The sequence below is a fragment of the Halorubrum sp. SS7 genome, from assembly GCF_005435055.1.
Classification (GTDB): domain Archaea; phylum Halobacteriota; class Halobacteria; order Halobacteriales; family Haloferacaceae; genus Halorubrum; species Halorubrum salinarum.
Genome location: NZ_SGXV01000004.1, coordinates 85,762 through 107,785 on the forward strand (window position 1 = coordinate 85,762; position 22,024 = coordinate 107,785).

The 22,024-nt window shown below is 71.7% G+C and carries 24 protein-coding genes and 2 tRNA genes; 13 read left to right on the forward strand and 13 right to left on the reverse strand.

Going from position 1 to position 22,024, the window contains the following annotated elements; genetic code table 11:
• Positions 1 to 21: 21 nt before the first annotated feature.
• Complete coding sequence (locus EXE44_RS06480) at positions 22 to 498, reverse strand: carboxypeptidase regulatory-like domain-containing protein (RefSeq protein ID WP_137705612.1); 477 nt, start codon at positions 496 to 498, stop codon at positions 22 to 24.
• A gap of 80 nt (positions 499 to 578) precedes the next feature.
• Between EXE44_RS06480 and EXE44_RS06485 the strand changes: the two genes are divergently transcribed.
• From EXE44_RS06485 to EXE44_RS06500, 4 genes are all read left to right on the forward strand, one after another.
• A complete protein-coding gene (locus tag EXE44_RS06485) occupies positions 579 to 1,697 on the forward strand; it encodes an ATP-binding protein (protein ID WP_241991803.1) in 1,119 nt (372 codons plus the stop codon).
• A gap of 49 nt (positions 1,698 to 1,746) precedes the next feature.
• Entirely contained in the window at positions 1,747 to 2,151 is a 405-nt protein-coding gene (locus EXE44_RS06490; RefSeq protein WP_137716465.1) for a CrcB family protein, read from the forward strand.
• Positions 2,148 to 2,504 carry a CrcB family protein gene (locus tag EXE44_RS06495; protein ID WP_137716466.1) on the forward strand — a complete coding sequence of 119 codons (357 nt, stop codon included), beginning with the start codon at positions 2,148 to 2,150 and terminating at the stop codon, positions 2,502 to 2,504. Before EXE44_RS06490 ends, EXE44_RS06495 begins: the two co-directional genes overlap by 4 nt.
• Positions 2,505 to 2,576: 72 nt before the next feature.
• Positions 2,577 to 2,891, forward strand: coding sequence for a hypothetical protein (locus EXE44_RS06500; RefSeq protein ID WP_121561556.1), 315 nt, complete (start codon positions 2,577 to 2,579; stop codon positions 2,889 to 2,891).
• Positions 2,892 to 2,949: 58 nt separating this feature from the next.
• On the opposite strand, the gene cca is transcribed toward EXE44_RS06500, so the two are convergent.
• A complete protein-coding gene (gene cca / locus EXE44_RS06505; RefSeq protein WP_137716467.1) occupies positions 2,950 to 4,380 on the reverse strand; it encodes a CCA tRNA nucleotidyltransferase in 1,431 nt (476 codons plus the stop codon).
• Between the two features lie 160 nt (positions 4,381 to 4,540).
• Between cca and EXE44_RS06510 the strand changes: the two genes are divergently transcribed.
• The 3 genes from EXE44_RS06510 to EXE44_RS06520 all read left to right on the forward strand — a co-directional run bounded on the left by EXE44_RS06510 (position 4,541) and on the right by EXE44_RS06520 (position 5,283).
• A tRNA-Asn gene (locus EXE44_RS06510) sits at positions 4,541 to 4,649 on the forward strand.
• A 49-nt stretch (positions 4,650 to 4,698) separates the two neighbouring features.
• A complete protein-coding gene (locus EXE44_RS06515) occupies positions 4,699 to 5,163 on the forward strand; it encodes a group I intron-associated PD-(D/E)XK endonuclease (RefSeq protein ID WP_137695033.1) in 465 nt (154 codons plus the stop codon).
• Between the two features lie 44 nt (positions 5,164 to 5,207).
• Positions 5,208 to 5,283 (forward strand) — tRNA-Ile (locus EXE44_RS06520).
• 72 nt (positions 5,284 to 5,355) lie between these two features.
• Here the strand turns inward: EXE44_RS06520 and EXE44_RS06525 are convergent.
• The 3 genes from EXE44_RS06525 to EXE44_RS06535 form a co-directional block, all read right to left on the reverse strand.
• The gene (locus tag EXE44_RS06525; RefSeq protein ID WP_137716468.1) at positions 5,356 to 5,814 is read right to left on the reverse strand and encodes an OsmC family protein; all 459 of its coding nucleotides are present in this window, start codon (positions 5,812 to 5,814) and stop codon (positions 5,356 to 5,358) included.
• Positions 5,815 to 6,056: 242 nt separating this feature from the next.
• Positions 6,057 to 6,920: a TIGR01548 family HAD-type hydrolase gene (locus EXE44_RS06530; protein WP_137716469.1), complete on the reverse strand. Its 864-nt coding sequence runs from the start codon at positions 6,918 to 6,920 to the stop codon at positions 6,057 to 6,059.
• Positions 6,921 to 7,062: 142 nt separating this feature from the next.
• The gene (locus EXE44_RS06535) at positions 7,063 to 7,533 is read right to left on the reverse strand and encodes a UPF0146 family protein (RefSeq protein WP_137716470.1); all 471 of its coding nucleotides are present in this window, start codon (positions 7,531 to 7,533) and stop codon (positions 7,063 to 7,065) included.
• Between the two features lie 39 nt (positions 7,534 to 7,572).
• Between EXE44_RS06535 and EXE44_RS06540 the strand changes: the two genes are divergently transcribed.
• The 3 genes from EXE44_RS06540 (at position 7,573) to EXE44_RS06550 (ending at position 9,669) form a co-directional block, all read left to right on the forward strand.
• Positions 7,573 to 8,094 (forward strand): archaemetzincin family Zn-dependent metalloprotease, encoded by a 522-nt coding sequence (locus tag EXE44_RS06540; RefSeq protein ID WP_121561562.1) that lies wholly within the window; start codon positions 7,573 to 7,575, stop codon positions 8,092 to 8,094.
• A 70-nt stretch (positions 8,095 to 8,164) separates the two neighbouring features.
• A complete protein-coding gene (locus tag EXE44_RS06545; RefSeq protein ID WP_121600969.1) occupies positions 8,165 to 8,464 on the forward strand; it encodes a DUF6432 family protein in 300 nt (99 codons plus the stop codon).
• Between the two features lie 47 nt (positions 8,465 to 8,511).
• Complete coding sequence (locus EXE44_RS06550) at positions 8,512 to 9,669, forward strand: aminomethyltransferase family protein (protein ID WP_137716471.1); 1,158 nt, start codon at positions 8,512 to 8,514, stop codon at positions 9,667 to 9,669.
• A gap of 27 nt (positions 9,670 to 9,696) precedes the next feature.
• Here the strand turns inward: EXE44_RS06550 and EXE44_RS06555 are convergent, their stop codons facing one another.
• Positions 9,697 to 10,872 (reverse strand): inorganic phosphate transporter, encoded by a 1,176-nt coding sequence (locus tag EXE44_RS06555; RefSeq protein ID WP_137716472.1) that lies wholly within the window; start codon positions 10,870 to 10,872, stop codon positions 9,697 to 9,699.
• Complete coding sequence (locus tag EXE44_RS21905; protein WP_255409696.1) at positions 10,872 to 11,000, reverse strand: hypothetical protein; 129 nt, start codon at positions 10,998 to 11,000, stop codon at positions 10,872 to 10,874. The genes EXE44_RS06555 and EXE44_RS21905 overlap by 1 nt, the downstream gene beginning before the upstream one ends.
• Before the next feature lie 196 nt (positions 11,001 to 11,196).
• On the opposite strand from EXE44_RS21905, the gene EXE44_RS06560 reads away from it, so the two are divergent.
• The 3 genes from EXE44_RS06560 (at position 11,197) to EXE44_RS06570 (ending at position 15,529) form a co-directional block, all read left to right on the forward strand.
• Entirely contained in the window at positions 11,197 to 12,168 is a 972-nt protein-coding gene (locus tag EXE44_RS06560) for a TAXI family TRAP transporter solute-binding subunit (RefSeq protein WP_137716473.1), read from the forward strand.
• Positions 12,169 to 12,362: 194 nt separating this feature from the next.
• Entirely contained in the window at positions 12,363 to 12,806 is a 444-nt protein-coding gene (locus tag EXE44_RS06565; protein ID WP_369333269.1) for a DUF1850 domain-containing protein, read from the forward strand.
• Positions 12,803 to 15,529 carry a TRAP transporter fused permease subunit gene (locus EXE44_RS06570; protein WP_137716474.1) on the forward strand — a complete coding sequence of 909 codons (2,727 nt, stop codon included), beginning with the start codon at positions 12,803 to 12,805 and terminating at the stop codon, positions 15,527 to 15,529. The genes EXE44_RS06565 and EXE44_RS06570 overlap by 4 nt, the downstream gene beginning before the upstream one ends.
• Positions 15,530 to 15,865: 336 nt before the next feature.
• Here EXE44_RS06570 and EXE44_RS06575 read toward each other — a convergent pair whose 3' ends face one another.
• From EXE44_RS06575 to EXE44_RS06600, 6 genes are all read right to left on the reverse strand, one after another.
• A complete protein-coding gene (locus tag EXE44_RS06575) occupies positions 15,866 to 16,399 on the reverse strand; it encodes a metallophosphoesterase (RefSeq protein WP_137716475.1) in 534 nt (177 codons plus the stop codon).
• A 386-nt stretch (positions 16,400 to 16,785) separates the two neighbouring features.
• Positions 16,786 to 17,769: a replication factor C small subunit gene (locus EXE44_RS06580; protein WP_137716476.1), complete on the reverse strand. Its 984-nt coding sequence runs from the start codon at positions 17,767 to 17,769 to the stop codon at positions 16,786 to 16,788.
• A gap of 73 nt (positions 17,770 to 17,842) precedes the next feature.
• The gene (locus EXE44_RS06585) at positions 17,843 to 18,766 is read right to left on the reverse strand and encodes a DUF5995 family protein (RefSeq protein ID WP_137716477.1); all 924 of its coding nucleotides are present in this window, start codon (positions 18,764 to 18,766) and stop codon (positions 17,843 to 17,845) included.
• An 82-nt stretch (positions 18,767 to 18,848) separates the two neighbouring features.
• Entirely contained in the window at positions 18,849 to 19,796 is a 948-nt protein-coding gene (locus EXE44_RS06590; RefSeq protein WP_137716478.1) for an electron transfer flavoprotein subunit alpha/FixB family protein, read from the reverse strand.
• Complete coding sequence (locus EXE44_RS06595) at positions 19,793 to 20,581, reverse strand: electron transfer flavoprotein subunit beta/FixA family protein (RefSeq protein WP_137716479.1); 789 nt, start codon at positions 20,579 to 20,581, stop codon at positions 19,793 to 19,795. The genes EXE44_RS06590 and EXE44_RS06595 overlap by 4 nt, the downstream gene beginning before the upstream one ends.
• 150 nt (positions 20,582 to 20,731) lie before the next feature.
• Positions 20,732 to 22,021 (reverse strand): hypothetical protein, encoded by a 1,290-nt coding sequence (locus EXE44_RS06600; protein WP_137716480.1) that lies wholly within the window; start codon positions 22,019 to 22,021, stop codon positions 20,732 to 20,734.
• Positions 22,022 to 22,024: the final 3 nt, after the last annotated feature.

Sequence of the window (22,024 nt, forward strand, 5' to 3'; positions counted from 1 at the left end):
TCGAAGCGCGCCGCCGCGGCGTCACTCCTCGACGACGAGCACCTCGGTGTTCCCCCGCTCGTCGACGTAGTCGCCCTCCGCCGGCGGCTTGACGTCGATGGTGAGCGTCCCGTCGGCCTGGTTCGGCCCCAACTCGGGGTCGACGTCGACGGTCGCGATCCCCTCGCCGTTCGTCTCCGCGGTGACGACGCCGTCGATCCGCGCGGAGCCGCCGCGGACGATGACCGTCGCGTCGGCGACGCGGGAGCCGTCCGGGTCGACGACGGCGACGTCGATCGACTGCTCCCCGGGCGTGGTCACCTCCGGCTGCGGCTGCGCGTCGAGCTCCGTCGCGGCCAACCCGTCGATGTCGCCGATCATCCCCATCATCACGCTGAGGCTGGCGACGCCGACGACGAGCGCGATGACGAGGCGGACCGGGAGCCCCTCGATCGCGCGGGTGTCGGTGCTGAACGTCCGGCGGTTCGCGGTGCGCGAGTCGTGTGTTCGATCGGACATACGCCTCGCTGGCCGCGGCATCCGGTATAAAGGGTCGGCCGCCCGACCGTTTTTATCCCATACCGAGGCCAGCCGTCCGCGTGTACGTACTCGGCCGCGACGGACCGGACCCCGACGGCGACGACGCGAGCGACCGCGACTCCGACCACGGCGACGCGATCGATCGTGACGGCGACCGCCCGCCCCACACCGCCCGAATCGGATCCTTCCTCGCTCGGGACGGGAGCGCGGGCGCGCCCGTCGGCGTCGACCTCGACCGCCCGCACGCGGGCGTCGTCTTCGGGAAGCGCGGGACCGGGAAGTCGTACACGCTCGGCGTCCTCGCGGAGGGGCTCGCCGCCGCCGACGGCGTCGCGCCGGTCGTCGTCGACCCGATGGGCGTCTTCGGGGGCCTCGAAGCGGTCGGGGGACAGGTCGTCGACCCCGCGGTCCGTCCCGGCTCGATACCGCCGTCGACGTGGCCGGACCTGCTGGGACTCGACCCAGAGAGCGGGCCGGGAAGCCTCGTCTGGCGCGTCGTCGCGGACGCGGTCGACGGCGGCGCCTCGCCCTCGCTCGCGGCGCTCCGGGAGGCGGTCGCCGCCGCGGACGCGCCGGCTGAGACGCGCCGCGCCGCAGCGAACCACCTCCGGCTGGCGGACTCGTGGGGCGTCTTCGACGCCGACGCGCCGCCGGTCGCGTCGCTCGCGGCCGGCGGCGACCCCGCCGTCCTCGACCTCGCCGGCGTGTCCGACGCCGCCGCGGCGGCCGCCGTCCGCGCGGTCGCTCGCGGCCTCTACGACGCGCGGATCGACGGGCGCCTCCGGCGGCTGCCGTGGCTGCTCGTCGACGAGGCGCACGCGTTCTTCGACGGGGTCGCCGAGCCCGCGCTCCGGACGCTCCTCACGCGGGGCCGCGCGCCCGGCGTCTCGCTGGTCTGTGCGACCCAGCGGCCGGCCGCGCTGCCGAGCGTCGCCGTCTCACAGTCCGACCTCCTCGTCTCTCATCGGCTCACGGCCGCCCGCGACGTCGACCGGCTCGCCGAGGCGGAGGCGACGTACCTCGCCGGCGACCTCGCCGCCCGGCTCCCCGAGGGCGTCGGCGAGGCGCTCGTCGTCGACGACGCGACCGAGACGGCCCACACGGTCCGGATCCGGGAGCGGCGAACGCCGCACGGGGGAGCGAGCCCCCGCGCCAGCCGGCCGTCGGACGCCGAGTAGCGTCGAGGCGGCTCGGAACGCACAAGCGCCCGCGGACACACCGACGCCCATGGAACGGACGCCGTACGGGTTCCTGCTCGTCGCCGCCGGCGGCTTCCTCGGCGCGGTCGCCAGGCACGCGGTCGACGTCGGCGCGAGCGAGGCCGCCGCCGCGGCTGCCGCCGCGAGCGGCGTCGCGGTCGCCGGAGGCGCGCCGACCGGCGCGGGGACGCTGGCCGCGAACGTCGCCGGGTCGTTCGCGCTCGGCCTCCTGTTGACCCGCGCGTCGAGCGACCGGGTCCGGCTGTTCGTCGGGACCGGCGCGCTCTCGTCGTTCACGACGTACAGCACGTTCGTCGGCGACGCGGTCGCGCTGGGGACGCCGGCCGGCGCGTGGTACGTCGCCGCCAGCTACGCGACCGGCTTCGCCGCGGCCGCGCTCGGGCTCGCCGTCGGGGGGCTGGACGGCCGATGACCATCGCGCCGCTCTCCGCGACGGCACTCGTCGGCGTCGGCGGCGCGCTCGGCGCGGTCGCCAGGCACGCCGTCGGACTCCGCGTCGAGGGGCGTCGGTCGGTGCTCCTCGTCAACGCCCTCGGGAGCTTCGCGCTCGGCGCCGTCTCGGCCGCACCGATCGGGTCGGCGGCGGCGCTGCTCCTCGGCGTCGGCTTCTGCGGCGCGTTCACCACGTTCTCCTCGTTCGCCGTCGGGACGGTCCGGACCGCGAGCGAAGCGGGGATCCGCGCCGCCGCGGGCGGCGCGGCCTCGACGCTCGCCGCCGCGCTGGCCGCGTTCCTGCTCGGCTCGCTCCTCGTCGGGTGGCTCTAGTGAGGGGCGCCGACGCTCGGCCGCTGTCCGGCAAGCGATAGGTACAGCATCCCTCGGCCCGTACCCGCGTCCGTGACCGACACCGACCGCTCCGTCGACGGCGAGTCGACAGACCCGGCCGACTCGGGGCCGCTCTCCGACGCCGTGGACCCCGAAGACGTCCCCGAGTTCGGCGACCTCTCGATCGCCCAGCGCGCCTTCGTCGCCGCCGCGCAGAACCCCTCTCGCGGATTGCTGGTCGTCGGCCTGTTCGCGTTCGCGCTCGCCTTCTACGCCGCGTTCTGGCTGTCCTTCCCCGCCGCCGCCGGCCTCCTCTCGGCGCTCGCGCTCATCGTCGCCGCCGTCGCCGCCGCCGTCTACTGGCTCCTCGACCGCGTCGCCGGCTGACCCCCGTTCGCCAGTCGGCGTTCCGGGTCGCTACCCCGCAGGACCCGTCCCGCCGACCTCACGGCCGCGGCTCGTAGAACTCCCGGAGCGGCCGCCCGAACGCGGGCGCGAGCGTCGCGACCGCCTCGCCGACCAGCACGTCGCGGTCGTCGAACGCCGGCTCAACCTGCGCGCCGAGCGCCACGTCGCTCGCGGCGTCGCTCTCTAGGTACTCCCGGACGGTGGCGAACTCCCGCTCCCGCTCGACGACGTATCGGTCTCCGTCGATGAACGGGCCGTAGGTGTCCGGGTCGACGTCGTCGACGTACGACTCGTAGAAGCTCGCGGCGTGCTTCCGGACCGCGACCGGCGGCCCGTCGTGGCGCTCGACGGCCGGCCGCTCGGTCACCTCCAGTTCGGCGTACAGCGCGGCCCGCGTCGCCCCGTCGGACCCGTCGCGTCCGACCGTCCTCTCCGCGCCGTGCCCGCCAACGTCCCCCGTCGCCCTCGCGGCGTCCGTCATGGCCCGCGCCCGGAGGACGTCGAAGCCGTGGTCGTTCAGCCCGCCGACGATCCCGTCCAGCGACCGCCGGAGCTGGGGCCACAGCTGGTCGTCGACCACGTCGGGCGCGTCGAAGACGACCGCGACCGGCGTCGTCCCCCGCCGGTCGAGGTGGGCGCGCACCGCCTTCGGGTCCAGCGGCTCCGGCTCGTCCGGCTCGAAGAGGTCCTCGCTCGGGGCCGCGAGCAGCTCCCGGGCGTAGTGCTGGAACCGCGCGAGGTTCGTCGCCGACAGCACCGCGGCGACGTTCCGCGTCGGGTCCGTCGGGTCGACGACGACGAGGGGGTCCTCGAACGTCCGCTCGGCGTGCCCCTCGGGGTCGAACTCCACCGGCGGGTGCCAGCTCCGCGCCGACTCGACGAGCGGGACGAACCCGCCCAGCTCCAACACGAGCAGCTCCGTGAGGTACCCCGAGAACCCCTCCGTGCGGAGGTCGCTCCCGTACGCGCCGATCCCCTTCAGGAACGCCTTCGCCAGCACCACGTCCGCCGCGAGGTCGTCGTCGAGCCGCGCGGAGAGGTAGGCGTCGTGGAACGGCGTGCGGTCGACCGCGGAGACCAGGTCGCCGGCGCTCTCCACGTCGTGACAGGGGACGAGGTCGACGTCGAACCCCTCGTAGCTCCCCTTCACGTACGGGTGTTCGGCGTACTCCTCGTGGCCGTCGGGGAGGACCGCGTGGCCGACTTCGAGGCCGTACTCCTCCAGTTCGGCGCGGTCGAGGTCCGCGTCGAACCGGACGAACAGGTCGATGTCGCGGTCGCCGGCGACCCACGTGCCGCGCGCGGTCGACCCGACCTGGACCACGTCGGCGTCGACGGGGAGGTCGGCGATGGCCTCGCGGGTCCGGTCGGTCAGCGTCGCGGCCGTCTCCCGCAGGCACTCGCGTTCCGCCGGCTCCGGGAGGACCCGCTCGCGGACCCGCGACAGCACCGCCTCCAACTCGTCCATACCGAACGGTCTCGCGGTCCGGCCGAAAACGTGTCGGTCGGATCGGCGCCCGCGAGACCTGTCCTCCGCGGTATCGTTTCGCACCCCTGTGTCCCGCTGATCCCCTTCCGTCGGGCGGAAACGAAAGCCATATCAAAACGACGCGAGTACCCGGAAGTGAGCCGAAGTAGCTCAGTTGGTAGAGCGCCTCGCTGTTACGACGTTCGGCGGAACCTCCCCCGGCCGTCACAGTCACGAGGCGGTCCCAGGTTCGAGTCCTGGCTTCGGCGTCCCTTCGTTCGACCGCTCGTTTTGTACGATAGCGACGCAGCCGTTCGTATGTCACGTCTCGCCCAGTACGACCGACTCGAGGAACCACAGAAGCGCGGACAGGCGACGGAAGCGATCGTTATCGCGGAACTGGTCGCTCGGGACGTCTCCGTGCTCACGCCAGCGTTCGACAACGAGCCGTACGACCTCGTGGCCGAGGTCGGCGGCGACTTCCACCGGATCCAAGTCAAAACCGCGTACGACAGTAAACGCGACGGTGCGGTGGAGTTCAGAACCAGAAGCGTCCGCGCAAAAAGCGACGGGTACGAGCGCTCGGGATACGAGGGCGAGATCGACTACTTCGCCGCTTTGAACGTCAGAGAAGAGGATGTCTACCTGATCGCGATCGAGGAGGCCGGATCGACGACGACGGCGATCCGGTACGAACCCGCCGCCAACGACAACCGCGCGAACGTCAACTGGCACGCGGAGTATCGGCTTGAGACGGTTCTCGACGACCTCCGGTCGGGGTAATGCGGTAATCTAAAGAACGTCGCTCGTGTACCCGAAATCGACGCGGGCCTTTAGCTTAGTCTGGCTCAAAGCCCTCCGCTCATAACGGAGTGATCGCCGGTTCAAATCCGGCAAGGCCCATCAGTTCCAGCCTCGTTACCGATCGGTCTCCGAAACGACCATCGCCGAAATCCGTCCCTCGAACGGTCCCGCCTACTCCCGCTGGAGCGTCACGTCGGTCGCGGTCTCGTTCGCGAGGTTGTCGCTCACCGGGCACCGCTCTTCGACCGCGGCGGTGAACTCGGCGAGGGTGTCGTCGGCCACGTCGCCGGCGAAGTCCACGTCGACGCTCGCCTCGACGCCCTGATAGCCCGCTCGGGGCTCTTCGGCGTGACCGAGGTGTTTGCGCGGGTCGAACTCGCCGGCGACCTCGACCGCCACGCCCTCGACGTCGAGGTCGAAGTCCGGCGCCACGGCGCGAACCGTCGCGTCGAGGCACCCGCTCCAGGCTGCGAGCAGGTACTCGATCGGCATCGCGCCGGCGTCGTCGCCGCCCATCGGCTCGGGGTCGTCCATCACCAGTTCGTGGTCGCGGGCCCGGGCGACGAACGCCGACTCGCCGTCGCTCTCGCCGCGCACTACCATCCGCTGCGTCGCGTTGGCGTCACTCATCGACCGTATTAGCGGACGAGGACGCATAAACCGTCAAAATCGGTCCGGTTCGTGCCGGTGGCCGTGACGCCCGTGTCTCGCGTCGAGGCAGCACACGGGCGCCGAGAGCGTCGATTCCGGCCGGCTCGTCGTCAGCCGCCGCCGCGACGCGTCTCCGGTACCGGCGAGTTCCGCGACCGCGTCGGTCGAAGGAATCAGATTGGCCAGGTCGCCCGCGCGGTACGGCCGCGACGCGCCGCCGGTCACTCCAACAGCTCCACCAGTTCGTTCACGTCCTCGACGACGGCGTCGGCGCCGTTCTCGGCGAACTTCTCGCGGCCCGCGTCGCCGGTGAGCCCGCCGGTGAGGACGCCGATCCCGTAGTACACGCGCGTCTCGTCCGCCTCGTCGGCGTTGCGCGCGGTCCGCACGTCGTCGAGGGTGTCGCCCGCGAACGCGACGCGCTCGGCGCCGAACCGCTCGGCGAGCTCGACGAGCGCCCGCGGGTGCGGCTTCCCCTCCTCCCAGTCGTCCATCGTGAACCGCCGGTCCTCTGGCACGTCGAGACCGACGCGATCCAGGGCTATCTCCGCCTCCGCCGCCGGCCGACCGGTGAGGACGCCGACGTCGAACCGGTCGGTGAGGTCGGCGATCGTCTCCGGGTCGACGAGGGTCGGCTCGTCGTGGATGTAGCCGTCCGTCTCGACCGGCGGCTCGCCGCCCTCCAGCTCGCGGTACAGCTCCGCGCCGAGGTACAGCGCCTGGAACGTCTCGCGGAGCGCGTCCCGGTCCCACTGGTCGCGGACGCGGGCCTGCGCGACCCGCGGGAGGTCGCCGACGACCTCCTTGGCGGCGTCGAGGCCCCCGCCGAGCTCGCGGACGCGGTCGGTGAACTCGTCGACGTCCATCCGGAGCCCCTCGCGGCGGGCCAACACGAACAGCGCGGCCGCATCCGTCAGCTCCCAGTCGTTGTTGAAGCCGCCGGCGTCTTTGAACGCCTGGACCGCGTCCCGGTCGATCGGCTTCCCGCAGACCCGGTCGACCGACTCGAGGATCGCCCGACGGTAGGAGTCCGCCACGTCCACCAACACCCCGTCGATGTCGAGGACCACTGCGTCGACCTGCATACCGCAAGGCCGTCTGGGGGCGGAATGAACGTTCGGGTTCGCGGCCGGCGTCGCCGGTTCGAGGGACGGCCGGCATCGCCGGTTCGAGGGACGGCCCGCTGCCGGTTCGACGTCGCGACGGAGCGGTCGCCGGGCCGCGGCGTCACCGGGCGACGTACACGACGCTCCCCGCCTCCCGCGACCGCCGCCGGACGTCGACGACCGGCTCCTCGAACCCGAGCGTGGTGAACAGGCAGGCGGCGTCGAGCCGCTCGGCCAGCGCGACGGTCGGACGCTGGATCTCGGCGGGCAGGTTCCGCGCGTACACGGCGTCGACTCCGTCGCCGACCCACTCGGAGCCGACCGCGTCGCGGATCGCTCGCCCGTCGTCGGCCGCCAGCGCCGTCACGTCCGCGGCGGCGACGCGGAGCGACCCGCCCCCCGACCGCGCCGCCGTCGCCGCCGCCTCCCGCGCCGACTCGCTCACGTCGACGTCGACGGCGACGACCGCTCGGCCGCGGTCCGCGAGCGCGAGGGCGACGTCCGGCCGCCGCCCGACGCCGACCTCGATCAGCCGCTCGTACGGGTCGAGTGCGGCGACGAGCGCCCGTTCGGACGACGGCGGTGACCCCACGGCGCGGCCTTTATGCCCGCGGCGGCCAAAAGCGGTTCCATGCTCGTGGACATCGTCCCGGTCGGGGAGGTCACGCCCCGAGTGAAACGGGAGGCCTCCGCTGCGCTGCGTTCCGTGTACGACTGTGACGTGACGGTCCACGACGACCAGGCGATCCCGGACTCCGCGTTCGACGCCGACCGCGACCAGTACCGCGCCGAGGACCTCATCGAGACGGTCACCCGGGTCGGCGGCGGCGAGAAGAACATCGGCATCACCCCCGAGGACCTCTACTACCGGCGCCGGAACTACGTCTTCGGCCTCGCGTACCTCAACGGCAGCGGCTCCGTCATCTCCACCCACCGGCTCCGCACCTCCTCGGACGGCGGCGTCTCGACCAAGCCCGCCGTCGACGTCTTCGGCGACCGCGTCCGCAAGGAGGTCGTCCACGAGATCGGGCACACGCTCGGCCTGGAGCACTGCGACAACAGCAAGTGCGTGATGTCGTTTTCCCCCACCGTCCGCGAGGTCGACGTGAAAGAGGAGAACCTCTGTGGCACCTGTTCTCGGATGGTCCGCTGAGCGCGCGGCCGCCGCCGCCCGCTCGCCGACCGCCGGTAGACGTAAAGTCCGCCCCGCACAAGGGACACGTATGGCCGCAAAGCCGGAATACCGCGACCGGCCGGACGTCGAGGTCGCGCTGCTCGACGCGCTCGTCGACCGCGGCGACGAGGGGATGACGGTCCTCGAACTTCGCGCGGCCGTCGACGCCGACATCGACGCCGTCGAGGAGGCCCTCTCGGCGCTGAAGGAGGACTCGCTCATCACCGTGGAGTCGGACGAGCACGTCCGGGTGTACGCCCACGAGAAGGTCGTTCCGGACCCAGAGGCGCCGGACGACGACCCGTCGGCGGGGCTCGTCGACGCGATCCGCGACCGCCTCGGACTGTAGCCGCCGGAGACGGCGGCCTTTTGGCTCTCGCTCGCGTCCCTTCGGCCATGACGCTCGTCTCCGGCACCCACGACGCGCACGGCGCCGTGTACCGCGACCGCGGCGGCCGCGAGGTCGTCGACCACTACGGGAAGCCCGTCCGCGTCGGCAAGGCGGTCCGCAACGTCGCCGGCGTGATCGAGATGGGGTACGGCGTCCTCGCCGTCAGGGGCGACGACCGCGTCGAGTTCGTGGACAACGCCGTCTCGAACCGCGTTCCGACCGCGGACGGCGAGGGGACCTACGCCCTGCTGCTCGACCCGCAGGGCGGGATCGAGACGGACATGTACGTGTACAACGCCGACGAGCGACTGCTCGTCTTCCTCCCCCCGGAGCGGGCCGAGTCGGTCGCCGCCGACTGGGCGGAGAACGTGTTCATCCAGGACGTCGAGATCGAGGACGTCTCCGACGAGTTCGGCGTGTTCGGCGTCCACGGCCCCAAGTCGACGGAGAAGGTCGCGTCCGTCCTCGGCGGGCCGGGCGCGCCCGAGGACCCCCTGTCCTTCGTCCGCGGGTCGATGGTCGACGCCGGCGTCACAGTGATCGCGAGCGACGCGCCGCTCGGCGAGGAGGGGTACGAGATCGTCTGCGCCGCCGCCGACGCGGGCGAGGTGTTCGACACCCTGATCAACCGCGGGCTCAACGCCGCGCCGTTCGGCTACCGGACGTGGGACGCGCTCGCGACCGAGGCCGGGACGCCCCTCTTCGAGTACGAGCTGGCCGGCACCGTCCCGAACGTCCTCGGCCTCCGCAACGCCCTCGACTTCGAGAAGGGGTGTTACGTGGGTCAGGAGGTCGTCTCGCGCGTGGAGAACCAGGGGCGCCCGAGCCGCCGGCTGGTCGGCCTCGAACTCGACGGCGTCACCGAGGCGGTCGCCGACGTCGACGCGAACGCCGACCCCGAGGGGATCGACGCCGCGCTCCCCGACCCCGGCGCGGCCGTCTTCGACGGCGACGAGGCGATAGGCGAGGTGACCCGGGCCGCGGTCGGCCCCGCGACCGAGGTCCCGGTCGCCCTCGCCCTCGTCGCGTTCGACGCCGGCCTCGGCCCGGTCACCGTCCGCGTCGACGGCGATGAGGTCTCGGCCGCCGCGGTCGACCTCCCGTTCGTCGACGGGAGCGCGGCGTCCGCGAGGCTGCCGACCTACCCCGAGCTGCGCGCCTGAGCGTCCCGCTGCGGCGCCCGCCGCGGCTCAGACGACGAAGTCGACCGCCGTGTAGAGGCTGAACCCGAGCGTGAACGCGCCCACGAGCGACCCGACCCACGCGAGGACCGTGTACCCCATCTTCTTCCGGCTGACACCCGCGTCGCCCGCGGCGTAGCCCGCGCCGACGATCGCGGAGACGATGATCTCGTTGAACGAGACGGGGATCCCGAAGGCGACGGCGGTCTGCGCGATCGCGAACGACGGGATCAGCGCGGAGATCGACCGCCGCGGCCCCATCGAGGCGTAGTCCTGCGCGAGCGCCTTGATCATCCGCGGCGCGCCCGTCCACGACCCGGCCAGCAGCCCGGCGCCCCCACCGACGAGCAGCGCCCACAGCGGGACCCCGACCTCGCTGAAGATCGGGACGAGGGGGCCGATCGCGAGCCCCACCTGCGACCCGCCGGCCGAGAACGCGACGAGGCCGCCCATCGCCAAGAGGAACCGTCGCTGAGCGCCCTCGCGGTCGCGGCCGAGGTCGGCGTACACGGCGACCGCGACCAGGGCGGCGATCCCGAGGGTCACCGCGGGCGGCCCCGCGCCGCCGATCCCCAGTTCCGTGCCGAGGACGGACGCGACCGACGCCTGTTCGCCGGCCGGCCCGAGCAGCGCGAACCCGACGTTCGCGAGGAGCGCGCCCACGAGCCCGGCGAGCGCCGCGGTCAGCGGGCGCTCGGGCAGCGACTCGCCGATGAGCAGTCGGGCGACGCCGAAGGCGACGCCGCCGCCGACGAACGGGGTGAGCACCCACAGCGTCGCGATCTCGGCGTACTTCGGCCACGCCGGGTCGCCGCCCAGCGCGAGGCCGACGCCGACGACCGCCCCGGTGACGGTGAACGCCGTCGCGATCGGGTAGCCCGCGAACACGCCGACGGCGACGAGCGCGGCGGCCGTGACGAGCGCGACGATGGCCGCCGCGGCCGTGAGCGTCACGCCGCCGATCAGCTCGGTCCCGACCGCCTCCGTCACGTTCGCCCCCTGAAGCGTCGCGCCGAGCAGCCCGAGGACGCCGACGATCAGGCCGGCCCGCATCACGGAGATGGCGTTCGCGCCGACCGCGGGGGCGAACGGGGTCGACCCCGACGAGCCCGCGCCGATCGACCACGCCATGAAGAGGCTGGCCGCGGCGGCGACGACGAGCGTCGCGGCGGTGACGACGACCATCAGTTCCGCCCGTCGTTGTACCCCTCGTTCAGCCCCCTCACCGTGCGTCGAACGAGGAGGAACCCGAAGAAGAACAGCCCGAGGAGACCCACCAACAGAAGCACGAACAGCGGCTGGACCGGGAGCATAGACGTGAATCCGTCGGGACGGTGTTATGCGTTTCGGGCGACGCGGCGGGGACCGGCGCGCCCCGCGCCCCCGTCACACGCCCCCACGAGTCCGTCCTACCGTCGCGAGGCCCGGTCTGCCCTCTGGTAAAGTGGGTATTGTTTACTCTCCTCATGAACACAGTTATATAGCTGTATCGTTCTGGGTTATATTGGTATGACGGACAAACAGAACAGACGGCAGGTACTGGAAGCGATCGGTGTGGCCGGCGTCGCGGCGCTGGCCGGGTGTAGCGGCGGCGGCGACGGCGGCGACGGCGGCGACGGCGGTGACGGTTCCCGCCTGAGCTGGCACGCCGGAGGGACGGGAGGGACGTACTTCCCGCTCTCGAACGAGATCAAGACGGTCGTCGAGGAGAACACGGACTTCTCGCTGAACGTCCAGTCGACGGGCGCGAGCGTCGAGAACGTCGGCAGCCTCGGCGACGAGTCCGCCGACTTCGCGCTGATCCAGAACGACATCGCCTACTTCGCGAAGAACGGGACGGGCATCGACACGTTCGAGGGCAACGCCGTCGAGAACCTGCAGGGCGTCGCGACGCTGTACCCCGAGACGATCACGGTCGTCACCCTGTCGGACTCCGGTATCGAGTCGCTCTCCGACCTCAGCGGCGCGACGATCAACACGGGCGACCTCGGCTCCGGGACGCAGGTCAACGCGAACCAGATCCTCGAGGCCGTCGGCATCAGCGACTACAACGAGCAGAACGCCGGCTTCTCGCAGGCCTCCGAACAGCTCGCGAACGGGGACATCGACGCCGCGTTCGTCGTCGGCGGCTGGCCGGTCGGGGCCATCGAGGAGCTCGCGACCACGAACGACATCAACATCGTCCCGATCCAGGGGGACAACCGCCAGGCCGTCAAGGACGCCGCCTCGTGGTTCGCCGACGACACGATCCCCGGCGGCACCTACACGGGCATCGACAGCGACGTCGAGACCGTCGCGGTCCAGGCGATGATAGCCACCCACGCCGGCGTCCCGGCCGATACCGTCGAGACCGTGACGGGCGCCATCTTCGACAACGTCGGCGAGTTGAGCATCAAGACCGACTTCATCTCCGCCGACAGCGCTCAGGACGGGATGTCCATCGAGCTGCACGAGGGCGCCGCGGCGTACTTCGACGCCTGACCGACCCGGTAGGTCGGATCCGGCGGCGACGCACCGCTTCGCGCCCGCGTCTCAGTCCGCGAGACGCGGCGCTCGCACTCCGCCCGACGCGGGACACCCGTCACCGCACCTGAACATCACACGTGGTACTACGAGACGCGACTTCGCGAGACCTGCTCGGCCCGGCGCTCGCGGTGGTAGCGGTCGCGCTGTGTCTGTCGATCGCCGGCGCCGCCGTCGCGGCCCCCTCCGGACAGGTGCTCGTCGTCGAAGGGATCGACACCGGCGAGCGCTACCTGACGCACCCGGTCGACGACGGGAGCACGGTCGCGCTGTCGTACACCCACAGCGTCGAGAAGACCCCGGTGTACGACGAGTACCGCGTCGAGGGCGAGACGCTCGTGAACACGCGCATGGAGTTCGAGTCGTACGGCTGGGGACTCCCCTCGCGGGTGAACGTCACGAACGTCAACGGGACCTTCGTCTACGACCCGCCCGGACCGATAACGACGCTCGAGACCCTGTCGGTCTCCCCGGGGCGGATCGCTAACCACACTCTGATCGTCGAGGACACCCGGTACGACCTGGTCGCGGAGACCGACGCGAGGGACGTTCGGATCCGCGTGGAACGCCGGGGCCTCACGGACGTATTCTCATGAGCACGAACGACACACAACCGGACGACGCCGAGGAGATTTCCAGAGAAGAGGCCGACGAGATAATCGACGAGATCGAGCGCCGGCGGTCGTTACAGGGGCTCGCCGCACTCGCCGTCGCGGTCATCGGGATCTGCTTTTCGCTCTTCCAACTGGCGCTCGCGGCGCGCAGTTTCACCTTCACGATACCGCTGCCGACGGTCGATCTCGGCCTGTTCGCGGTGCGGCCGATACAGATCTCGCTCCAACTGCTCCAGGCCAACGCGGTCCACGTCGGCTTCGCGCTCGTGCTCACCTTCCTGATGTTCCCGGCCACCATGGGCGACGGGCCCTTCTCGCGGCGGCTCGGCGGAGCGGTCGACGCCGCCGTGAACCGCCTCGGCGGTTCGAACCCGCTCTCGCGGGCCCTCGACGGCGTTCGGCGCGCGGTCCGGTGGGCGTTCGTCGACCCGGACCGCAGCCGCGTCACGCCCTTTGACGTGGCATGTATGATCGTCTCGCTGCTCGCGGTCGTCTACTTCCTCACCGAGTTCCGGGAGATCCGCGACATCCGCGCCTTCGGGCTCGAGTCCGGCCGCCCGATCACCGGCGTCTACTCGGTCCTCGAACCGCTGCTCGGCGGCGTCCCGTTCGTCAGCGAGTACTCCTACGCGATGCTGCTCGGCGTGCTCGGCGTCCTCCTCGTGTTGGAGGCCACCCGGCGGACGCTCGGGCTGCCGCTCATGATCATCGTCGCCAGCTTCATCGTGTACGCCCGCTGGGGGTACCTCATCAGCGGTAACACGCCGTTCGTCGGGCTCCTCGCGATCCCCCAGTTCACCTGGCCCGACATCATCCAGAACCTGTGGTACAACACCGAAAACGGGGTGTTCGGGATCCCGGTGACGGTCTCCGTCAGCTTCATCTACATCTTCATCCTGTTCGGCTCGTTCCTCGAGATGAGCGGCGCGGGCCAGTGGTTCATCGACCTCGCGTACGCCGCCACCGGCCACCGGAAGGGCGGCCCGGCGAAGTCGAGCATCCTCGCCAGCGGCTTCATGGGCACCATCTCGGGCTCGTCGATCGCGAACACGGTCACGACGGGCGCGTTCACCATCCCGCTGATGAAGAAGTCGGGCTACTCGCCCGAGTTCTCCGGGGCGGTCGAGTCGTCGGCGTCCTCCGGCGGCCAGATCCTGCCCCCGGTGATGGGGGCTGCGGCGTTCCTCATGGTCCAGTACACCGCGACGCCGTTCCGCGAGATCATCATCCTCGCGACGATCCCGGCGATCGTCTTCTTCTTCGGCGTCTGGGTGATGGTCCACCTCAAGGCTGTCCAACAGGGGATCGGCGGCGTCGACGCCGACACCGTGTCGCTCGGGACCCACCTCAAGCGCGGGTGGTTCTACCTGGTCCCCATCGTGCTGCTCCTCTACTACCTGATCGGCGCCCGGCTCTCCGTGTCGCGGTCGGCGTGGTTCACGCTCGTCGCGCTGGTCGCGCTCATCGCGTTCATCGCGGCGTACAGCGAACAGACCCGGGTGTTCCTCCTCGCGTCGACGGCGGCCATCTTCGGCGTCGAGCTGGCGAGTTACACCGTCGCCGGCGTCCCGATCACCGGACTCCTCGCCGGCGCCGGCGGGGCTGGGGTTCCGCTCGGCGACGCCCTCGCGGTCATCGGCCCGCGGATCGGGTGGTACGCGATGCTCGGCAGCGTCGCGACGATGATCGTCCACGCCGACGTCCAGTCGGCGGTGCTCGATCTCAACCCCACCGTTCAGACCGCCGCCGAGTCCGCCGGCGAGCGGACCGGTCGCGACCTCGGCGACAACCAGCTGTTCCGCGTCGGGACCTTCGTCGTGAAGTCGATGGAGGAGGGCGCGCGGACGGCCGTCCCGGTCGTCATCGCGGTCGCCGCGGCGGGGATCATCCCGGGCGTCATCAGCGTCTCCGGGCTCGGACCGAACCTCACCTCGCTCCTCTTGGAGCTGTCCGGGGGGTCCATCGTCGTCATGCTGCTCGTCACCGCGGTCGCGAGCATCATCCTCGGGATGGGGATGCCGACGACCGTGACGTACATCATCCTGATCTCGATGCTCGCGACGCCGCTCGTCGAGTTCGGGATCCCGCTGCTCGCGGCGCACCTGTACATCCTCTACTTCGGCGTGATGGCCGACATCACGCCGCCGGTCGCGGTGGCCGCCTACGCCGCGAGCGGGGTGGCGAAGTCGGACCCGTTCGAGACCGGCGTGAAGGCGTTCTCGCTGTCGCTGAACAAGGCGATCGTTCCGTTCGCGTTCGTGCTCGCCCCCGGGGTCGTCCTCCTGCGCGAGAAGGCGAACGCCGACGAACTGCCGCTCCGCGAGCAGTACCGCGTCGTCAACTTCGCCGACCTCGCGGAGCTGTCGTACTCCGTGCCGGAGATCCTGATCCCCGTCGTCGGCGTCTTCCTCGGCGTCGTGGCGCTTGGCGCGACCGTCATCGGGACGCTGTACGCCGACGTCCCGAAGCCCGAGCGCGCCGTGTTCGCGCTCAGTTCGCTGCTGCTCATGGCGCCCCGGCTGCTCTCGGAGTCGGTCTTCGACGTCCTCGGCCTCGCGGGCGTCAGCGTCTCGGTGAACGCGCTCCTGCTCGACCTGACGCTCCGCGGCGTCGGCCTCGTGCTGTTCGTCGCGCTCACCGTCAGGAACCGGCGCAAGGCCAGCGTCGAGCCCGCGGGCCCCTCCGGCGAGCCGACGACCGCCTGAGGTCGGCCGGGGGCGCCGCGTTTCGGTGACTAAAACGCTCGTTTGCGCCTCAGACACCTATATGATCGCGCCGCTCGTAAGTTGAAACGCGACCCCCGCTTCGGCCCTCACACGCTCGGAGAAGCCGGTCGACGCGCCGGCCGGTCGGACTCGCTGCCTCCCTCCCTGCCCAGAACCCCTCCCCCGGCCGCCGTCCGCCCGCCGGCGTTCCCACCCGCACCGACTCGGGTCCTCCACCGTGTACACGACCGTCGGCCGGTCCGGCCGCACGCGGGGCGTCGCGATCGGTCCCCGCCGACGCGCACGACGGCCTCGCGCGCCCGCTTCTCGCGCCCGTTACTCCGCGCTCCCGCCCTCGATGCGGAACGTCTCGAAGACCTCGCCGTCCGGCGTCACTAATTCCCCTGCCAACCCGTTTCCGTTCTCGCCGTCGACCGGCGTCAGCTCCGCGTGCGCCGGGCGGTTCCCGCGCGGCTGCGCGTGGCTGCCCGGGTTCAGTATCGGGAGCCCGCCCGAGTCGTCGAACCGCGGGCGGTGGCTGTGGCCGCAGATCACGGCGTCCGCGTCGCGGCCGCGGCCGAGCATGACGAGCCCGGTGTCGCCGCTGCGGTGCCGGTGGGTGACCGCGAACCGGACCCCGGCGTACTCGACGGTCCGCACCTCGGGGACGCGGTCGCGGATCGCGGCGTCGTCGTTGTTGCCGTAGACGGCGCGGAGGCTCGCGGCGGCCGACCGGAACGCGTCCAACACCGGCTCTCGGTAGAAGTCGCCCGCGTGGACCACCAGATCGGCCTCGCGGACCGCCTCGGCGGTCCGCCCCTGAAGCCTCGACTCCTCGCGTGCGTGCGTGTCGGAGACGACGACGAGCATAACCGACTCTCCGCGCCGGCGTGTTTTAAAAAGCGCGCCTGCTGCCGTGGCGCGTGCGAGGGAGTCGCGAACGGAGTGAGCGACGAGGCTGGGGAGGCGTGAGGTGCCGTGTTGAGCGGTGCGGGGCGGGACTCAAAGGGGCAGTCGCGAGGACGGCGCAGACGACGTAAGCACCGCAGGAACGAGCGCAGCGAGTGACGAGGAGCGCAACGAGTGTGCGCCGTCCTCGCGACTGGGGCTTTTGCGGTGTTCGCCGTCGATCCACTCTCAGTTATTTATATGCGAGCGGCTGGGGCTTTGGAGGTGTTCGCTATCCTTCCGCTATCGCCCGATCTGTTATCAAACGCTTATAAATAAGCGGCCGGAGATCCGGCCTCAGTCTATCGCTATTCGTCCAGCGAAAGCGCCGCGAGCAGCGACTCCAGTTGGACCTGCTCGTTGGCGCCCTCCGCGATCCGGTAGTCGGCCTCGCCGATGCGCTCCATCAGCCGCACCGCCTCGCGCTCGCTCAGGTCGAACTCCCAGACTGAGCGGTGGAGCTGGTCGATCACGTCGCCGCCGGCCATCCCCGTCTCCGTGAGCAGCGTGTCGAGCGTCGAGCGGGCGCGGGCGAAGTCCCCGCTCAGCGCGTCGGTCACCATCGACTCGATCTCCTCCGGGCGGGCGGTCGCCGTGATCGCGTACACCGCCTCCTCGTCGACCACGTCGCCGGTCGTCGCCGCCGCCTGGAGCGAGTTGATCGCGCGGCGCATGTCGCCGTCGGCCGCGTAGACGAGGGCGTCGACGCCCGCGTCGGTCACCTCGATATCCTCGGCGGCCGCGATCTCGCGGACCATCCCGCCGACCGCCTCGTCGGAGAGCGGCGAGAACCGGAAGACGGCGCACCGCGACTGGATCGGGTCGATGATCTTCGACGAGTAGTTGCACGAGAGGATGAACCGGGTGTTGTCGGAGAACTGCTCCATCGTCCGGCGCAGCGCCGACTGGGCGTCGTCGGTGAGGCTGTCCGCCTCGTCGAGGAACACGATCCGGAAGTCGCCGCCGAACGACGAGCGCGCGAACCCCTTGATCCGGTCGCGGACGACGTCGATCCCGCGCTGGTCGGAGGCGTTCAGCTCCAGGAAGTTGCCGCGCCAGTTGTCCTCGCCGTATATCTCGCGGGCGATGGCGGTCGCCGCGGTGGTCTTGCCGATCCCGGCGGGCCCCGAGAACAACAGGTGGGGCACGTCGTCCTGCGCGATGTAGCTCTGGAGGCGCTCGACGATCTCCTCTTGCCCGTGGATGTCGTCGAGCGACTGCGGCCGGTACTTCTCGATCCAGATCTCCCGCCCCGTCGCGGTCGCAGCCGCCTGCTCGTCGGCCTCGCTCATTGCCCGATCCGAGGGCCGGCGGGGTCATAAACGAACCGAGAGCCGGCCGCGCCGAACGCGGTCCTCGGCGGGCCTATGTCCGTCGCCGGACCGCCTCGCGAAACGCGCCGGCGGCGTCGGCGTCGGCCTCCGTCCGCCGGAGCCGCGCGCTCGTCTCGGCGTCGAGCCCCGGCGCCAGCACGACCGCCGCCGCCCCCGTCGCGACGGTCTCGGTCCGCCAGTCGACGTACCGCTCGGCGAGCCCCGCCGGGAGGTCCGCGCGCAACACGGCGTTCCGCCACGCGAACTCCCGGGTCGCCGTCAGTCCGAGCAGGGCCAGCCGGTCGTCGAGGGGGTCGAACGCCGCGTCGATCCCGGCGATTCCGAGCGCTCCGTACGCCTCGACGAGGGCGTCTTGGGCGGTCTGAACGAGCCGGGCCAGGACCGCGTTGATGCGGTCGTGGTCCTCCAGTTTGGCGCCGCGGTCGGGGTCGATCCCCACGTCGCCGAGGGTGTACGTGAGGTCGTAGGCGATGTGCGCGTTGATCCCGAGCAGCGCGTCCTGCGCGACGAGCGTCTCCCCGCGGGCCGCGGCGGCGAAGGCGAGCAGCCACGGCCGGGGGAGCGAGTCGAACGCCCGCCGCTCGAACGCGACCAGCGCCCGGCGGTAGCGCTCCGCGAAGGCGACGAGGTACGCCGCGGTCCACTCGGGGTCGACGAAGGCGCCGTCGTCGATGGCGGTCCGCACGGTCGCCGTCATCCGGCTGTACACCGTGAGGAACACCGCGCGGCGGTCGCCCCGCTCCCGGAGGTACGACTCGGTCTTCGCCAGCCGCTCGGCGACGTCGGCGACGGACGCGAACGGCGCCGCGACGAGGTCGAGCAGCGCCGCGTCCGGCTCGTCGTCCGCCAGGTCCGCGGCGATCGCGTCCCGCTCGTCGTCGACCGCTCGGCGGAGCCCGACGAGCAGCGCTCTCGCCTCTGCGGTCGTCGGAACGGCGGCGCGGATCGGGGTCATGACTGGCGGACGGTCGCGCCGTCCGACCGCCCGGTACTCGGCCGGAGTCAAAGAACGTTGCTGCGAGCGGGCCCGGCGCCGACTACGCGAACTCGTCGATCAGCTCGGGCACCACGTCGAAGAGGTCGCCGACGATCCCGTAGTCGGCGATGTCGAAGATCGGCGCGTTCGGGTCGGTGTTGATGGCGACGATCGTGTCCGAGCCCTTCATGCCGGCGACGTGTTGAACCGCGCCGGAGATGCCGACCGCGATGTACACGTCCGGCGTGACGACCTTCCCCGACTGGCCGACCTGCCGGTTCTTCGGCAGCCAGCCGTTGTCGACGATCGGCCGCGAGGCCGAGAGGGTCGCGCCGAGCGCGTCGGCGAGCTCCTCGACGAGTTCGAGGTTCTCCTCCTCCTCGATGCCGCGGCCGACCGAGACGAGCACGTCGGCGTCCGCGATGTCGACGTCGCCGCCGCCGACCTCCTCGAAGCCCGTGACGCGGGCGCCCGACTCGGGGATGTCGACCTCGGCCGTCTCGACGGTCGCGTCGCCGACCCCCTCCGCCGGCGGCCACTCGCCGCCGCGGACCGTGATGACGAAGCGGTCACCGGCCACGTCGACGGTCGTCTCCACCTTCGAGCCGTACATCTCGCGGGTGACGGTGAGGCCGTCGTCGTAGTCGATCCCGACCGCGTCGGTCACGACGGGGACGCCGAGGTCCTCCGCGAGCGCCGGCGCGTAGTCGAGGCCGTTGACGGAGTTCGGCAGCACCACCGCGCCGGCGTCGAGCCGGTCAGCGAGCGTCGAGACGGCCGCCTGGTAGGCGTTGTGGTCGAACTCCTCGCCGTCGTCGACGGCGTGGATCGCGTCGACGCCCTCGCGGTCGAGCTCCTCCGCGAAGCCGTCGACGTCGCCGCCGATGACGGCCACGTGGAGGTCGGCGCCGCGCGCGTCGGCGAGCTCCCGCCCGGCCGTGATCGCCTCGTACGTCACGTCCCGGAGCGCCCCGCGGCGGTGTTCGGCGGCGACGAGCACGCTCATCACGCGCCCACCCCCTTGTCCCGCAGGACCTCGGCAAGGCGACCCGCGGACTCGCCCGCGTCGCCCTCGATGATCTCTGCGTCGGACTCGCTCTCCGGCTCGTACATCTCGGTGATCGTCAGCGCGCTCTCGACCTCCTCGGCGCTCAGGCCGAGGTCGGACAGGTCCTTCGGAGCGATCTCCTTGCGCTGGGCCTGTCGGATCCCGCGGAGGCTCGCGTACCGCGGCTCGTTGAGCCCGGTCTGGACCGTCAGCACCGCCGGGAGGTCCACGTCGGTCAGCTCCTCGACGCCGCCCTCCAGCTCCCGGTGGACGTGCGCGACGCCCGCGTCCGCGTCGACGTCGAGGTGGTTGACGACCGCGGCGTGCTCGAACCCGATCCGCTCCGCGAGCGCGACGCCGGTCGCGCCGAAGCCGGTGTCCGCGGCTTGGACGCCGCCGAGGATCAGGTCCGGCTCCTCCTCCTCGACGACCGCCTCGAACAGGTCGACCTTCGAGGCCACGTCGGCGAACCCGCCGGCGAGCGCGTCGTCCCAGACCCGGACCGCGCGGTCGGCGCCCTTCGCGAGCGCCATCCGGATCGTCTCCTCGGCGCGCTCCGGGCCGACGGTGACGGTCACGACCTCGTCCGCGATCCCGGCCTCGGCGAGCTGGACGGCGGCCTCGACGGCGTAGTCGTCCCACTCGTTCAGGTCGTACTCGAGGTCGGACTCGGCGATGTCGGTCCCCTCGATCGCGAAGTCGTCGTCGGCCTCCGCGACCTCCTTGACGGTCACCAGAACCTTCATGATCGATACTCAGTCGCTCGTCCTGTAATGGTTTTCGGAACGAGCGACGGCGGACCAGCGGTTTCCACTGGTCCGGCCAGCGCTCGGTGCGAGGGCCGACGCCGCGGCGTCCGTCAGCGCTGCCTGCCACCGTCGCCGCGACCGGGGCCGCTACTCGTCGGCGCGGTCGCCGTCGCCCCCTCCGCCGTCCCCGTCGTCGGGCAGCGAGATGAGGTTCTCCCGGCCGAGCCGGAGCTTCTCGACGCGGCCCTCGTCGGCCATCGCCGAGAGCAGCTGCGACACCTTCGCGTCCGACCACCCGGTCTCGGCGACGATGTCGGCCTGCCGCATCCGGCCGCCGTTGGCGTCGAGGAGGCGTTCGACGCGCTCCTCGTCCGAGAGCAGCGAGAGGTCCTCCCCGTCGTCGCCGGCGTCCCCCTCGTCGCTCGCGTCGGCGCCGTCGTCATCGGGCTCCGGTCCCCGACCGGCGCCGCCGACGCCGGCCGGTGTCGGGCCGTCGCCGTTCGTCACGTCCTCGCCGCCGTTCATCGCCGACTCGCCCGGCCCGTCTCCCCCGGGGTTGATCCGGCGGTACCCGACGACGCTCCCGGCGACGAGGGCCGCGGCGAGCACGATCGCGGCCATCAGCATCGTCCACGGGGCGCCCGCTCCGGCGGGGCCGTACACGATCGCCACGGGCTCGCCCTCCTCGAACGTCTGGGGTCCCTCGATGATCACGTCGCCGTCCGAGAGCTGGGTCACGGCGCTGCTCGGCGTTCCGGTGACGGTGTACCCCTCGGGCGTCGCCACCTCCAGCGTCTGGCCCGCCTCCAGGCTGCGGAGCCACGTCTCGTTGTCCGGCGTCGTCAGCGCGTCCCCGAGGACGAGGCTCTCGCCGTCCTGTTCGAGGAACGCCGTCCAGGTGAACGTGAGCCGCAGTTCGCCGACCGCGACCGCGTCCTCGGTCGCGACCTCGTACTCGCTCGGGTCCTCGTACACCTCGACCTCGCGCCCGACGTCCTCGATCGCCATCGAGCGGTCGACGTTGCGGTTCGCCTCGCGGCGGAACCCCTCGAACAGGGCGGCGTCGGGGCCGACCTCGCCGTCCTCGAAGCGGTCGCCGGCGGTCCTGAACGCCGCCGTCTCGTTCGCGTCCGCCAGCGAGTACCGGACCGCGACGGTCCAGTCGGCGCTGCGGTCGGGGTTCAGACCGATCCGGATCCGCGTCGTCGACGGCGACGTGATGCCGTCGTCGGTCTGCTGGCGGACGGCGGTCGAGCGGTCGCCGACGGCACCGGCGACGCCTGAACCGTCGGCGGCGGCCGACGCGCGGGTCGGGTTCTCGTCAGCGTCGAGGGGGGAGGGGGCCGTGACCGCGCCGTCGGCCGCGACGCCGGCGCTCGCGACCAGCGCGAGCGCGACGACGGCGACCAAGAGCGCGCGAAGAGCGGGGTTCCGCATACG

Excerpts from the sequence above, each read along its gene's own strand:
- EXE44_RS06480 (WP_137705612.1), bottom strand. The coding sequence starts at position 498 with ATGTCCGATCGAACACACGACTCGCGCACCGCGAACCGCCGGACGTTC.
- EXE44_RS06490 (WP_137716465.1), top strand. The coding sequence starts at position 1,747 with ATGGAACGGACGCCGTACGGGTTCCTGCTCGTCGCCGCCGGCGGCTTC.
- EXE44_RS06495 (WP_137716466.1), top strand. The coding sequence starts at position 2,148 with ATGACCATCGCGCCGCTCTCCGCGACGGCACTCGTCGGCGTCGGCGGC.
- cca (WP_137716467.1), bottom strand. The coding sequence starts at position 4,380 with ATGGACGAGTTGGAGGCGGTGCTGTCGCGGGTCCGCGAGCGGGTCCTC.
- EXE44_RS06515 (WP_137695033.1), top strand. The coding sequence starts at position 4,699 with ATGTCACGTCTCGCCCAGTACGACCGACTCGAGGAACCACAGAAGCGC.
- EXE44_RS06525 (WP_137716468.1), bottom strand. The coding sequence starts at position 5,814 with ATGAGTGACGCCAACGCGACGCAGCGGATGGTAGTGCGCGGCGAGAGC.
- EXE44_RS06530 (WP_137716469.1), bottom strand. The coding sequence starts at position 6,920 with ATGCAGGTCGACGCAGTGGTCCTCGACATCGACGGGGTGTTGGTGGAC.
- EXE44_RS06540 (WP_121561562.1), top strand. The coding sequence starts at position 7,573 with ATGCTCGTGGACATCGTCCCGGTCGGGGAGGTCACGCCCCGAGTGAAA.
- EXE44_RS06545 (WP_121600969.1), top strand. The coding sequence starts at position 8,165 with ATGGCCGCAAAGCCGGAATACCGCGACCGGCCGGACGTCGAGGTCGCG.
- EXE44_RS06550 (WP_137716471.1), top strand. The coding sequence starts at position 8,512 with ATGACGCTCGTCTCCGGCACCCACGACGCGCACGGCGCCGTGTACCGC.
- EXE44_RS06555 (WP_137716472.1), bottom strand. The coding sequence starts at position 10,872 with ATGGTCGTCGTCACCGCCGCGACGCTCGTCGTCGCCGCCGCGGCCAGC.
- EXE44_RS21905 (WP_255409696.1), bottom strand. The coding sequence starts at position 11,000 with ATGCTCCCGGTCCAGCCGCTGTTCGTGCTTCTGTTGGTGGGTCTCCTC.
- EXE44_RS06560 (WP_137716473.1), top strand. The coding sequence starts at position 11,197 with ATGACGGACAAACAGAACAGACGGCAGGTACTGGAAGCGATCGGTGTG.
- EXE44_RS06570 (WP_137716474.1), top strand. The coding sequence starts at position 12,803 with ATGAGCACGAACGACACACAACCGGACGACGCCGAGGAGATTTCCAGA.
- EXE44_RS06575 (WP_137716475.1), bottom strand. The coding sequence starts at position 16,399 with ATGCTCGTCGTCGTCTCCGACACGCACGCACGCGAGGAGTCGAGGCTT.
- EXE44_RS06580 (WP_137716476.1), bottom strand. The coding sequence starts at position 17,769 with ATGAGCGAGGCCGACGAGCAGGCGGCTGCGACCGCGACGGGGCGGGAG.
- EXE44_RS06585 (WP_137716477.1), bottom strand. The coding sequence starts at position 18,766 with ATGACCCCGATCCGCGCCGCCGTTCCGACGACCGCAGAGGCGAGAGCG.
- EXE44_RS06595 (WP_137716479.1), bottom strand. The coding sequence starts at position 20,581 with ATGAAGGTTCTGGTGACCGTCAAGGAGGTCGCGGAGGCCGACGACGAC.
- EXE44_RS06600 (WP_137716480.1), bottom strand. The coding sequence starts at position 22,021 with ATGCGGAACCCCGCTCTTCGCGCGCTCTTGGTCGCCGTCGTCGCGCTC.